This is a genomic window from Chitinophaga rhizophila, from assembly GCF_019492185.1.
GTDB lineage: Bacteria > Bacteroidota > Bacteroidia > Chitinophagales > Chitinophagaceae > Chitinophaga > Chitinophaga rhizophila.
Genome location: NZ_JAICCF010000003.1, coordinates 394,132 through 407,207 on the forward strand (window position 1 = coordinate 394,132; position 13,076 = coordinate 407,207).

The 13,076-nt window shown below is 42.9% G+C and carries 16 protein-coding genes; 4 read left to right on the forward strand and 12 right to left on the reverse strand.

The annotated features are described in order from the left end of the window. Positions 1-533: 533 nt before the first annotated feature. From K1Y79_RS16130 to K1Y79_RS16140, 3 genes are all read right to left on the reverse strand, one after another. The gene (locus tag K1Y79_RS16130) at positions 534-872 is read right to left on the reverse strand and encodes a tRNA-binding protein (RefSeq protein WP_220251200.1); all 339 of its coding nucleotides are present in this window, start codon (positions 870-872) and stop codon (positions 534-536) included. Between the two features lie 369 nt (positions 873-1,241). Then, the gene (gene lptC, locus K1Y79_RS16135; RefSeq protein ID WP_220251201.1) at positions 1,242-1,799 is read right to left on the reverse strand and encodes an LPS export ABC transporter periplasmic protein LptC; all 558 of its coding nucleotides are present in this window, start codon (positions 1,797-1,799) and stop codon (positions 1,242-1,244) included. A gap of 90 nt (positions 1,800-1,889) precedes the next feature. After that, positions 1,890-2,525: an LON peptidase substrate-binding domain-containing protein gene (locus tag K1Y79_RS16140; RefSeq protein ID WP_220251202.1), complete on the reverse strand. Its 636-nt coding sequence runs from the start codon at positions 2,523-2,525 to the stop codon at positions 1,890-1,892. A gap of 127 nt (positions 2,526-2,652) precedes the next feature. Here K1Y79_RS16140 and K1Y79_RS16145 point away from each other — a divergent pair, with 127 nt between their 5' ends. Continuing rightward, positions 2,653-3,702: a glycosyltransferase family 4 protein gene (locus K1Y79_RS16145; protein ID WP_220251203.1), complete on the forward strand. Its 1,050-nt coding sequence runs from the start codon at positions 2,653-2,655 to the stop codon at positions 3,700-3,702. Between the two features lie 10 nt (positions 3,703-3,712). After that, the gene (locus K1Y79_RS16150; protein WP_220251204.1) at positions 3,713-4,756 is read left to right on the forward strand and encodes a glycosyltransferase family 4 protein; all 1,044 of its coding nucleotides are present in this window, start codon (positions 3,713-3,715) and stop codon (positions 4,754-4,756) included. 57 nt (positions 4,757-4,813) lie between these two features. Here K1Y79_RS16150 and K1Y79_RS16155 read toward each other — a convergent pair whose 3' ends face one another. Beyond that, on the reverse strand, positions 4,814-5,725 hold the full coding sequence (locus K1Y79_RS16155) for a glycosyltransferase family protein (RefSeq protein WP_236059665.1): 912 nt from the start codon (positions 5,723-5,725) through the stop codon (positions 4,814-4,816). A gap of 23 nt (positions 5,726-5,748) precedes the next feature. Between K1Y79_RS16155 and meaB the strand changes: the two genes are divergently transcribed. Continuing rightward, positions 5,749-6,648 carry a methylmalonyl Co-A mutase-associated GTPase MeaB gene (meaB, locus tag K1Y79_RS16160; RefSeq protein WP_220251205.1) on the forward strand — a complete coding sequence of 300 codons (900 nt, stop codon included), beginning with the start codon at positions 5,749-5,751 and terminating at the stop codon, positions 6,646-6,648. Between the two features lie 27 nt (positions 6,649-6,675). On the opposite strand, the gene K1Y79_RS16165 is transcribed toward meaB, so the two are convergent. Next, positions 6,676-7,938 carry a chloride channel protein gene (locus tag K1Y79_RS16165; protein ID WP_220251206.1) on the reverse strand — a complete coding sequence of 421 codons (1,263 nt, stop codon included), beginning with the start codon at positions 7,936-7,938 and terminating at the stop codon, positions 6,676-6,678. Between the two features lie 371 nt (positions 7,939-8,309). Between K1Y79_RS16165 and K1Y79_RS16170 the strand changes: the two genes are divergently transcribed. Continuing rightward, on the forward strand, positions 8,310-8,570 hold the full coding sequence (locus tag K1Y79_RS16170; protein WP_220251207.1) for a DUF2024 family protein: 261 nt from the start codon (positions 8,310-8,312) through the stop codon (positions 8,568-8,570). 95 nt (positions 8,571-8,665) lie between these two features. On the opposite strand, the gene K1Y79_RS16175 is transcribed toward K1Y79_RS16170, so the two are convergent. From K1Y79_RS16175 to cyoE, 7 genes are all read right to left on the reverse strand, one after another. Further along, positions 8,666-8,875: a hypothetical protein gene (locus tag K1Y79_RS16175; protein ID WP_220251208.1), complete on the reverse strand. Its 210-nt coding sequence runs from the start codon at positions 8,873-8,875 to the stop codon at positions 8,666-8,668. 43 nt (positions 8,876-8,918) lie between these two features. Then, complete coding sequence (locus tag K1Y79_RS16180; protein ID WP_220251209.1) at positions 8,919-9,488, reverse strand: DUF420 domain-containing protein; 570 nt, start codon at positions 9,486-9,488, stop codon at positions 8,919-8,921. 126 nt (positions 9,489-9,614) lie between these two features. Continuing rightward, the gene (locus K1Y79_RS16185) at positions 9,615-10,301 is read right to left on the reverse strand and encodes an SCO family protein (protein WP_220251210.1); all 687 of its coding nucleotides are present in this window, start codon (positions 10,299-10,301) and stop codon (positions 9,615-9,617) included. A gap of 123 nt (positions 10,302-10,424) precedes the next feature. Continuing rightward, complete coding sequence (locus K1Y79_RS16190; protein WP_220251211.1) at positions 10,425-10,829, reverse strand: cytochrome C oxidase subunit IV family protein; 405 nt, start codon at positions 10,827-10,829, stop codon at positions 10,425-10,427. Positions 10,830-10,878: 49 nt separating this feature from the next. Next, entirely contained in the window at positions 10,879-11,553 is a 675-nt protein-coding gene (locus K1Y79_RS16195) for a cytochrome c oxidase subunit 3 (RefSeq protein WP_220251212.1), read from the reverse strand. 30 nt (positions 11,554-11,583) lie between these two features. Next, positions 11,584-12,147, reverse strand: a complete 564-nt coding sequence (locus K1Y79_RS16200) for a cytochrome c oxidase subunit 3 (protein WP_220251213.1) — start codon at positions 12,145-12,147, stop codon at positions 11,584-11,586. A gap of 24 nt (positions 12,148-12,171) precedes the next feature. Further along, positions 12,172-13,074, reverse strand: a complete 903-nt coding sequence (cyoE, locus tag K1Y79_RS16205; protein WP_220251214.1) for a heme o synthase — start codon at positions 13,072-13,074, stop codon at positions 12,172-12,174. Positions 13,075-13,076: the final 2 nt, after the last annotated feature.

The window sequence follows — 13,076 nt, forward strand, 5'->3', positions numbered from 1 at the left end:
GGATTTCGGGAAAAAGAAACGGGGCTGCAAGACTACAGCCCCGAAAAATTTTAACCATATCTTTATTGAAAAACCTGAACCAAAGGTGCGCGTATTTTCCATACAGGCAATCTCCATTCTAGTGAATGCTATATTTTAGTTGGGGAACGTAACGAAAGAGAAGGTGAACGTATAGTGATAACTATGGAAAAAATTACCCAGTTTTGGGAGGTGCCAGAAGGGCTTTATCTGATTATCATGTAGTTAGTGAAAATGGGGCCAAAATGAGGCTGGAAGGGCTTTAAAAAATAGAAGGGCGGTAAGAATACCGCCCTTGTAATAATTTTAACCATATCCTATGAAAAACCTGAACCAAAGATATAGCAGGCTCACATGCACTGATCTCCTATTTCCGTGAACGTTATATTCTAGTTCGTAAAATGGTCATTTTGGATAGGTCAGCCAACATATACCAAATATTATCATATTAAATTAAAAACGAATTGTAGTATACCTACATATAATAGACAATATACTATCAAGGAGTTAGCGTTTTAGCCTATTTTCAGGCCATTTGCTACTGGTTTGTCTGGCTGCAGTAGAATAATGTCTTTCCCGGTTCCGTAGATACCCAAAACCAGGCATTCGGAGAAAAAGTTTGCAATCTGCTTTACGGGGAAATTAACAACGGCAATAACTTGTTTGCCTACCAGCTCCTCCTGTTGGTATAGTGTGGTAATTTGCGCGGAGGAGTTTTTAATACCTAATGCTGGTCCGAAATCGATTTTCAGCTGGTAAGAGGGATTCCTTGCTTTGGGAAAATCGGCAACCGAAATAATGGTACCTACCCTGATATCTATCTTTTCAAAATCTGGCCAATTGATCATCTCCATATTTAAAACTATGAAGATTAAGGGAATAAAAAAAGGGCAGGTAAGACTACCGCCCAATAATTTAAACCATATCCTATGAAAAACCTGCACGAATATAGTTTGCTACCAGATACCACGAAAGTATCATTTCGTGAATGCACCTATTTTGGCGTGTGAATGCTATAAATGGCAGCATTTGTACAACAAATAGAATTATGTTATTATATCATAAAAAAAGTTTCTATTTAGACATACTTAGTGGCATGGTTCTTGCGTTTTTATAGAGACAAAATTTTAGGTTAAAAATAGGTTAAAGCGAAACGGCCCGACATTGTATCATACAATGTCGGGCCGTTGTCGTAAAGGCTTTTCAAAGCCTTCAGTATCATGTTATTGTTGTGTCATTGTGCTATCCTGAATAACGAAAGGACCACTTGGATGCAGGATGGTATAGTCACTGAAATCCTGGTTTGACTCCAGCCCTGTACCATACAGGGTGTCTGTCACGGTACTGATACGCACTGGTTTGCTGGAGAGGAACTTTTGTACTTTAGAGTCCCAGTTTAATTCCTCACAATCCAGGCGTTCTCCCTTTTTATTGATTACCACTACATGATCTCTCAGGAAGACATTGGCATCATTTTCAAAATATTTACCGTAGCGGGCGGTCAGTGTACTTTCCACGCCCAGTGAGTCGTTGTAAAAAAGCACCTTCAGTCCGGTATTAAATTCAACATATACCGGAGGTTTCAGATGCCTGATCATGGTAGGTGCAGTCAGCTTGGCTTTTACGCGGCCTGTCTGACTGTACATGGATTCTATATCTTTTCCCTCCTCAACGGCAGTAACCTTTTTGTCGAGGTTCATAATAGCGTTGATATCATTTTCGCAGGATACCATTGCCAGCAGGGAAAGAAACAACGCGATATGCGCTATAGTCTTGTTCATAATACTGATTGATAAAAGCCCCTATGAGCATTTCTGGCCCCAAATGTAGACAATCCCAGGCAAAACAGGAACGTCGCCGGAGTTACCGGTTTATGCCTCGCCTGTTGTCAGATTTCTGAAATGCCCATTGAGTTTTACCCTGTCTTTCAGCCGTTCCATTTCTGCCATCAGCGGAATTACCTTCAGCAGGTGTCGCTTCAGGTATTCCAGGCGCTGCAATTCCTGGAACAGGTACAGTAGCTCATACTCCTCGGCAAGGGATAGCCCTACGTGATGCGCTATATCGTAAGACTGCAGGTCTTCATCCGTCTTTGTGAATTGTTTACTGATCTGTAGTATATGATGTAATTCCCGCATTGCATGCAATACCTGAGCATGCACGCGGCTGTTGCCGGTGGTAGTATTACCCGGATAGGTAACGATAGCGCCGGCAAACAACTTATCCGGGATACTCTTAATTACTTCCAATACTCTGAAAACCTTAATACCTCGGGTCACTACGTCCAGTTCGCCATTGTCATACGTCTTTTCTACACGCACTATTTCTACCAGTGTACCGTACTCCGCCACCCGCTTATCAATGACTGTTGGAATGCCGAATGGTTTGTTTTCAGCAATACATTCTTTTATAAGCTGTTTATACCTTGGCTCGAAGATGTGCAGGTTCAGCTGCTCATCGGGGTACACTACGATGCCAAGGGGGAATATGGGAATGAAATTGGTCATAACCTAAATTATAGAATTAGTTGTTACCAATGAAATATATAAGGATGTTATCTATATTTGCCCGATTGCTGAAAAACCGGGTATCAACCGGTGTCTAAAGTGTTCAGCGTCCAACTAAATATCTTCCATGCATCACATCTTGTTTGATTGCGAGACAATGAAATATGCCAATACAGGACTTTACGAGTACTGTAAACAATTTGGGCATGCGCTTCTTCGCCAGAAAGCAGCGGACGAGAAAGTTACTTACTATGTTCCTCCGGGACTGAAAGGCTTTTTTGGAGACGAACATCAGTATGTTACTATCAGCAAGCTGCACCGGCTTATTATGCCATCATTCTCTTACCTGGATGTGTGGCATACTTCTTTTCAGTCAACGCATTTCAGACCATCCAACAAGGATATCGGTCACGTGCTGACGATACATGATCTGAACTTCATTCATGAGAAGAAGAACCCTAAGAAGGTAGCCTCTTTTCTCAAAAAGGTACAGCGTAATATTGACCGTGCAGATCACGTTGTAACTATTTCCAAATTTGTGCTGGAAGATGTCAAACATCATCTTGATCTGCGCAACAAACCTGCCAGTGTAATATACAATGGCGGTGTGCTGGAAACCTTCCCTGAGTTTGACTCGCCGGAGTATCGCCCGCAACGTCCGTTTATTTTTAATATTGGTAGTATAGATGCGAAAAAGAATGCGCATGTATTGCCGGCATTGCTGCAGAACAATGACTACGAACTGGTCATTGCAGGGCCTGTATTTGATGAGGAATATAAAAACAAGATCCTGACCACCGCCCAGCAGTATGGTGTGTCTGATCGTGTAAAGATACTTGGTAGCATTTCCAATAAAAGCAGATACTGGTATTACCATCACTGCACCGCATTTGCTTTCCCATCACTGGCAGAAGGTTTCGGACTACCTGTTGTGGAAGCGCTGAGTGAAGGGAAACCCTGCTTCCTTTCTGACAAGACCAGTTTACCAGAAGTAGGCGGACCATTATGTTACTACTTCCATGAGTTTACAGATACAGTGATGCAAAAGGTTTTTGCAGAAGGAATGGCACATTTCAATGCAACCAAACCTATTGAAGCAATGAAAGCACATGCTGCTACACTGAATCTGGACAATACCGCTAAACATTACCTGCAGATATACCGTAGTCTGTATTAACATATTGCATATGCATCGCATTGGCTTAGACTTAGAAAAACTTAAATATCCTCATAACGGTCTGTACACTTTTTGTGTACAGTTAGGACAACGGTTGCTGCAGTTAAAGCAAGAAGATGAGCAACTGCTGTACTATCTGCCACCTGCATTTAATGGTTACCAGGGAAGCTATCAGCAGATACCTTACAAGTGGTATGACCGATATGCTTTTAATCCGCCACAAATGGACATCTGGCATGCTGTACACCAGTCAGGTAATGTATGGCCAAGGAAGAAAGCTAAAAAGACCATCCTCACTATTCACGATCTGAACTTTTTGTTTGAACCGAATAAGAGTGAACGTGAGAAGAAGCGCTCACTGGACGTAATACAAAAGCAGGTGGATGAAACAGATCGTATCGTTGCTATTTCTGAATTTACTTTAAAGACGATAAATGCGCATCTGCGCATTCCTGAAAACAAGTGCAGCATTATTTATCAGGGTTCCGAAATAAAGGAGTATCCTGGATTTGATGCACCTCAATACCGGCCTGCAGTTCCGTTCCTGTTCTCTATCGGGATGATATTACCGAAGAAGAATTTCCATGTTCTACCACGATTGCTGGAGCATAATAATTTTGAACTGCTGATAGCAGGTAAAACACAGGGCGAGTATTACAAAAAGATTGAAGAAGAAGCTGCCAAACTGGGAGTAAGTGCGCGTGTAAAAATGCTGGGAAGTATTACTGATGAAGAGAAGTACTGGTATTATAAAAACTGTGCTGCGTTTATGTTTCCCTCAGTAGCTGAAGGCTTTGGTGCACCTGTGGTTGAGGCGATGCATTTTGGTAAGCCGGTTTTTCTTTCTGACAAGACGAGTTTGCCTGAAATAGGAGGAGCGGCTGCTTACTACTTTAAATCTTTTGAGAACGATCATATGCGTGATGTATTTGAAAAAGGGATGCATCATTATGAAACAAATCAACCAGCAGATAAGATCAGGCAACATGCAGTAAAATTCAGCTGGGATACTAACGCTCAAAAATATATGGACCTGTATAGAAGTCTGTATTGATATAAACAATCAACCGGCAACATCAGTGAGTTGACTACTGCTGTTGCCGGTTGGAACTTAGATTATTTTGTAGTTTCTATAGTCGAATAAACGCTTCCCTGTTCTCTTCTCTATCCAATACAGGAGGCTGTCCTTAAAAGAAAATTTCTTCCTGCTGATATCGTGTGAGAACTGCCAGTTCCTTTGCTGAATGCGTTCGTGCATCACTTGTGGATGTGTACCTTTGAAGATAGCCAGCGAATCTACTTCACCGTAATCAAATGCAGCAATAGGAACCCTGTTGTTAATATGTTCTTCATTAGCGCCATGATAAAGTTCAAAGGAGCTATTCAGTTTCTGCGCCTGGGTTTGGGGATCTTTCACCCAGCCATAATGATACATTCTTGCATCGACCGGTTTGACATGCAGTTTACGTCCTTCTTTTCTGAAACCCTGGGCGTCGCGATAAGAAGATATGCGTTTATCATTACGGATAACACGGATTTCATGCTGATACCAGGTTCTTGAATCGCCGATGTAATCATAACTGCCAAAGAAGTGGGTATATCTGAATAGTAGTCCTTCTACTTTGGCATCGTCACGATACTTTGTCATTGCCGCACGGATAGCGTTGTAGTCTTGTTCATGCACTACTTCGTCTGCCTGTATATAGAAAGCCCAATCAGCGTCAGGGCTTACATGAGCGTATGCTTTATCCGTTTCAACAGCGAGAATACGTCCGCCTTCCTTGAGAGAGTCATCCCATACAGAATGAAAGATCTTTATCTTTGGAGAGCCTATTGACCTGATGAGTTCCAGCGTACCGTCTTCACAGTCTCCGACACTGACAATTACCTCGTCACACAGTGGCAGAATTGACTGAATAGATGCCACTACGGGGTAATCATATTTAACGGCATTGCGCACAAAAGTGAACCCGGATACTTTCATATTGACAGATATATATTGTTTGCGAAGATATATAATCATTGCGAATTGTTTAATTTCGGCACATGCATCAGCAACTGCTTACAGCTTTACAGAAAGGGGATATTAAATCTCTTGCAAGAAGCATTTCGCTTATCGAAAACGAAGCCACCGGCTATGAGCGGTTGCTGGAAGATATTCCTGCCGGCAGTCCCACCCGTGTGATAGGTATTACTGGTCCGCCGGGAGCAGGCAAAAGTACACTTGTCAATTCGCTGATAACGTTCTTACTGCAACAGGGTAAGCGTATTGCGATCATTGCAGTTGACCCATCATCTCCTTTTAACTATGGAGCGTTGCTCGGTGATCGTATCAGGATGGCGCAGCACTTTGGTAATAACGATGTGTATATACGCTCAATGGCGAGCAGGGGAGCGCTTGGCGGATTGAGCCCGAAGATTGTTGAAGTTGCTGATATTATCAAAGCAGCCCGTTTTGACTACCTGTTTATAGAGACAGTAGGTGTAGGGCAGAGCGAAGTAGAGATTGCCGGTATCGCTGATACTACAGTGGTAGTAGTAGTGCCTGAAGCCGGCGACGAGATACAGACCATGAAAGCCGGGCTGATGGAAATAGCAGATGTATTTGTGGTTAACAAAGCTGACAGGGACAATGCAGCTGAGTTTGTAAAGAATCTTCGTTTGCTGGCACATACCAGGCAAAAGGAAAACTGGGAGATACCAGTATTAAAAACCGTTGCAACGAAAGACGAGGGATTAGCGGAATTGGTAACTGCGATTGACGCACATCAACAGCAGGTGACCGGTAATAATGCACATCATGCGCTATTACTGGCAGAGAAAGCCTATCAGTTATTACAGCACCGCAGGATGCGGGATGTTAGCCGGCGAGACTTACAACAACAGATTACCACCGCACTGGCCAGTGGTCAATTTAACCTTTATAGGTTTATTAATACGCTATAGTCAGTTAAGAAAACATCATTGGATATGTCAGGATACATTTTCTACGAATGTTGATTGTACAGCAGTCTTCCTTTTTGTTAATAAATACACGACAGTGTATGCTGCTGTGCATGCACATATGACCGGTAGTAGTGCATTTAGAGCATGTGTGGTTTCTATGGCAAAGAGGATGGCTGATAGTAATACCCTGTTTCCAGCAGAAAACATTGCAGACATGCCTACCAACGCTGCTACAGCAACATGCAGATGTACACCGGGAAAGGCAAATTGAAGGAGGAATGTAATAAAGATACCAGCTGCCCCACCAGCTACAATTAAAGGTGCCATCGTTCCCCCCGGGATGCCACTGGCTATAACGATTGCCATCAGCACTAGCTTACCTATCATCATGATCACAAGGAACTGTAAAGTAATCTGGCCGTTGAGCATTGCTTCAATATGGTCGTAGCCTGCGCCAAAGGTTTCAGGCAAATAGTAACCAGTTATTCCGACAATGCCTGCAGCAAGTACCGGCCACCACAGTTTATTTAGTGGTAGTCGCTGAAAGAGTGCGTTTGTAAGGCTCATCAGCTTGCCTGTTGGCAGTACCAGCAAGCCTGCCAGTACGCCTGCTACTATGTATCCTAATAACATGTGAATATTTGCAGATGGCACGTCAGGCATAGACCAGATGGCGGTTTCTCCGATTAACATATAGCGAAGTAAGAACCCTGTTCCACCACCGGCAATTGCAGCAATAATACCTAACCAGGTTAGCTCCACTATGAGCAGTTCAATACTAAGAGCAACAGCCATTAATGGTGCTCCGAATAAAAAGGCTAGTCCGGCAGTCATACATGCCACTGACAATATATGTATGCGTCTGGAATTACTTGTAGAGATAGAGAAAGGCATATCTGTGAGGGGGCCTTCCAGTCCTAAAGGAATGCCTGAACAGATCATGAGAATACTTTGAATCGGCCTTATTTTTTTGGCAGAGAGGTTACCTGTATAGTGCAATAAGCAACTTATAATCAGTGCGGTGATGACTGGTACTATAAGTATTAGTATATCCTGTTCCTGCAGGTAACGGGATTCACCGGGCAATCCGCTATATACGGGTATGGCATTCATCAGGGTAAGGAGTCCGTACAGCAGGAGAGAGGTAGCGGCGGCGAGTGCTACACTACAGACTAGCATTAACAATGCGCGCATACCGCTAATACGTTGATCGGGAGTAGGTATTTCTTTTCCAGCTACTTCCGAAAAAGGGATACGATTCTTCATTAGTGCCAGGAAATTGGCTTTCATGCAGCTGAGTTTTAAAAGTTCAATATACGTAGAACAATGGATTACTGCATGCTATGTTTAGTATGGCAGTGTTTTAGGACTGTATTGTAAATAGCTGCGTCCTTCAGCAGCGATTATAATTTGTGTATAAAGCATGTTAATAGGATGTTAACATATCCTGGATCTCAAAACATTTGGACGATAAGATTAATCTGTTATCCGATGATAAGAATTGATTTAATATAATACCTACTCATATTAGTTATCCATTTTAGTGGTGGTAAATAAGATGTTAAATATTTGACCAGTTTTTAACCGTTTCTATATTTGTGGCCTACCGTTGATCCAACATCTTGTTACTATATTCTATGACCTTAAAAGTGTAGACATTCATGGACGTTGCTATCTTTGACACCTACGTAAAGCGCCGGGAAGGCGGCTATATGCACTTCGACATAATCGTATCTGCTGATACAAACTATGAGAATGTGCTAACCTTCGGAAACGCATATCTCAAATCAAAATCAATTGAAAAACAATCTGTCTCCTCCAGGGACTGTCGGTTCTGTCATGTACAGGAGATGATCCCGACCTGGGAGCAGGACATTCGTAAGCATGGCTATCATATTTACGAAATGGAGGGTTGCAGATAGGACATATTCTTATACTAAACCGTATCCTAACAAAGCGAAAAAAGGAGGTCTGGCTCACTGCCGGACCTCCTTCATTTTATAAAGAGTTTATTTACCTATGCTCCGCGGTGATTCCTCCAGTACCTGAATCCCATTATCCCGATAATTACTAGTGGCGTCGCTGCCAGCATCAGGATACCGTTATTCAACCCTTTCGCCGGACCTTCACCCAGCTGTTGAGCTGTTTTTGTACAAAGAGAGCACTGCGCCATTACCTGGGCACTGAAGCATAAAATGATCGCTAAAATCTGCGCTGTCTTTTTCATACAGTAAAATTAAGCATTATTACCATTATGGCTTTACCATTTGTCAATAGTATGGAGATATCATCACGTATACTATTACACCGGTTACAGCTACATAGAACCAGATTGGCCAGGTGATTCGGGCAATCTTCTTGTGTTTAACGAAGTCTGACTGGAAACCACGCAGTAATGTAAACAATACCAAAGGTACTATGATAGCAGCCAGTACAATATGTGTCAGCAATATGAAATAATATATAGCGGCAGTACTACTGATAGCCGCCTTTTCAGTTGCATCTACTATATGGTCGTGGTTAAGATCACCATACTTGGTACTTTCAGTGAAGAAGTGGTAAGTCACATATGATACCAGGAAGACCAGCGACAAAGCAACTGCAATCAGGTTAGTAATCTTATGTGCTTTGATCTGCCCGTTTCTGATGAAGAACAAACTACCTAACAATAACACTGCCGTTGCCGAGTTCAGCACAGCATGAAACAGTGGTAATATGCTCACATTAAATCCAGCTTCAACATTTGGTCTTGGCAGATAGAAGAGGATGGCTACAACTACCGGTATAACGATTGAGATAATCGCGATCGGCAGGTTTAGATTTTTACTTTTGAGATCCATTGCAGTGTCTGATTTTACTTAAATGTAAAAAGTGAAATGTGAGCGCGTATCAGGGCGTATCACATTTCACTTTTCACATTTACATTTCATCTTTATGTATTTGGAATATACTTACGTATGTCCTGGTCATTCCGTTGTGGAAAACAGTCTTTTTAACAATCCTGGTCTGTGTTTGTCCTTTTCAAGATGTAATACAGCGATGTCATTTGCACATTTGCGTACTGCATTTGAATCCAGCCCATCATAGTAACCTCGGATATTATGATTTTTATCCAGTAGCACCAGCTTCTCTGTATGGATGAAATCGTCTGGTCCACCGTCGCCCTGTACTACACTGACAAACACTTCATTTCTTGCCCAGTCATAGATATCCTTCTTTGCACCGGTCAGCAACCACCAGTTATCCGGGTTGATATGGTGTTTTACTCCGTACATGCGCAATACTTCAGATGAATCTCTTTCCGGATCTACGGTCAGTGATACCATCTGTAAGAGCGTATCATTTTTGATATATGCCTGCTGGATCTTTTCGAGATTTGCCATCATGCGTGGGCATATGCTTGGGCAGGAGGTAAAGAAGAAGTTGACCAGTATTACTTTGTTAGGAAGGTCTTTGAGACTTACCTGGCGTCCCATCTGGTTAGTGAGTGTAATATCATTCACCACATGGAATGTGGTATCATATATTGTCTCTCCGCCTTTTACTACTGTATCTACTTTTTCAGGAATGTAGTAGCGGGGGATAGGCACTACATTTTTACTGTAATGATCTACAATCAGGTATCCCGTCAATGGCACCAGTACTGCCAGCATCAATCCTATAAGTCCTCTCTTGGTAATGGCCTGAAGTTTTAAATTGTCAGATAAAAGTTACGCTTTACAAATCCTGACGTAAAGATACGTCAGGACCTGTAAAGCGTAGTATACTAAGTTCGATTAGTGATGTGCCGGCTCGTTGGTAATGTGTGTAGCTGGAGCTACAGGAGTACCAGGAGCAAGGTCTTTACGCATGTTCTTCCAGGATTCGCCGTCAGCCAGGAAAGCGATGATGAACCAAACGAACAGCAGTAAAGGAATCAGGATAGTCATCACCAGGTTTCTGATCTCATGACGTAAGTGCATAAATTCAGCAACGATGAAGAATGCTTTCACCAGCGTCAGACAGATGAAAATACCATTAAGCATCCATCTTGCCATGAAGTCAAATTCCAGATAAAGGAATGCCAGACCCACTTCAAAAACAGTGATTGCTAACAATATCCAGAACGTTTTCCAGATACCTTTGGTAGATGAATCATGTGTATGACCTTCGTGCGCCACTCCTGTATGTGTATGTTCCATTAGTTATTTCTTTTAAAATTCCAGATTACAAATACTTACCGACTGACTATTAGAGCAGGTAGAAACAGGTGAATACGAATACCCAAACCAGATCTACAAAGTGCCAGTACAGACCTACTTTTTCAACCATTTCATAATGACCTCTCTGCTCGTAAGTACCTTTCAGCGTGTTAGCCAGGATTACGATGTTCAGAACCACACCGGAAGTTACGTGCAAACCGTGGAAACCAGTGATAGTGAAGAAGAAGTTAGTAAAGTTGGTAGACGCAAGTGTTCCGTCAACGTTCAGGAAAGGGTTACGACCCCACCATGCACCGGATTCATACAGGTGTGTCCATTCCCATGCCTGACAGCCCAGGAAAGCAGCACCACCGATAATAGTCCAGGTCATCCATTTAATAACTGCCTTGCGGTCTCTCATGTGACCTGCATGTACAGCCAATACCATTGTTACAGAACTCATGATCAGGATGAATGTCATCACACTCACAAATACCAGCGGGAGATCAGCATGTCCCATACCTGGGAATGAGTGAAACACCACGTTAGGATCAGGCCAGGATGGGCTCATGAAGCGGATCGTACCATATGCTATCAGCAATGCTCCAAAAGTAAAGGCATCTGACATCAGGAAGTACCACATCATCAACTTTCCGTAGCTAACATTAAAAGGAGAATGTCCCCCGGACCACCATTTTTTCTTCGCTGTAACTGCTGTATCCATTGTTTGTTTTGTAATTAATTTTTAGAAAGTTTATCTGGCAATACTCAGAAATATCAACAGGTAAATCCATAACGCGTCCACAAAATGCCAATATGTGGCGGCTACTTCTATAGGTACTGAACTGTAAGTACGTACTCTGGTACGGAATGCTCTGCCAAACATGATCAGCAGTGCAACTACGCCACCCAGCACGTGCAAAAGGTGTACACTTACGATTACATAAATGAATGATACGGAAGCGGGACCGTTAAGTCTCAGCCCGGTATCGTTCATCTGTTTGAAACCTATCCATTGGCACACTGCAAAAGCTACACCTAATACGGCGGTCAGCGTAATCAGCTGTTTATACCGCTGCATGTTCCTGTTACGGAACTCCTTTACCGCCATCTGGATGGTTGCGCTGCTAGTAAGTATAACAAACGTCGAGATCCAGAATATAACCGGTAAATCAAAGGTGAACCAGTTTGCCTGCGCGCGCTTCACTACATATGCACTTGTAAACCCGATGAACATCATGGTAATGCTACCCATGGCTATCCATAGTGAATATTTATGCGGATGTATTTTCTTTCGTTGTAAGCTCATTGCGTCCATCACTCCTTGATTTCAAAAATTAGATTATCCGATCTTATCAAAAAGCAGTGCAAACTGCATGATCATCAGATAAATATATGAACCAAACATCAACTTGCGTGCTGCGGGTACATCTGCCTTTCTGTAGAGGTTTACCGCTCTATACAGGAAGAACAATGTAACCAGCAATATTACAATAGCAGAAGTCGGGCCACTGATATGCAGGTAATATGGGAATAATCCTGCGGGGATCAGCAGCAACGTATACAATACTGCCTGTAATGCGATCAGCTTGTTAGGTTCCCCTCCGGCAGGTAATAGTTTGAATCCTGCTCTTGTGTAGTCCTTGTGTCCAATCCAGGCGATAGCCCAGAAATGGGGGAACTGCCACAGGAACTGAATAGCAAACAAAGCCCATCCGCCTTCACCAATTGCATTAGCACCACCAGCCCATCCGATGAGCAGCGGCATTGCTCCTGGAACAGCGCCCACCAGCACAGCCAGTGAGTTCCACTTTTTCCATGGTGTATACACAAAACCGTACAGCACCAGTGAAATCAGACTCAGTCCAGCACAAAGCAGGTTGAAACCGAGCCCCAGGATAACCAGACCAGACACTCCTGTAACGATAGCCAGTATAGTAGCTTCTGTTTCAGACATCCGGCCGGATGGTAAAGGGCGTACTGCTGTACGCGCCATTAGTTTATCCGTTTCCTTTTCCAGTAACTGATTGATCGTGTTGGCGGAGCCAGACACCAGCAATCCACCGGCAAATAAAGTAAGAACTTTTACGAGATTGAACTCAATACCCGGCACCAGCAGATACCCAACCGCACTTGAAAACACCACCATGATGGTCAGATTAAACTTCATTAACTGAGAATAATCCCTCACCTTACTGGCTACTGCATACGATGTCGACAATTTTATCGAGTTTTCTCTTATCATTT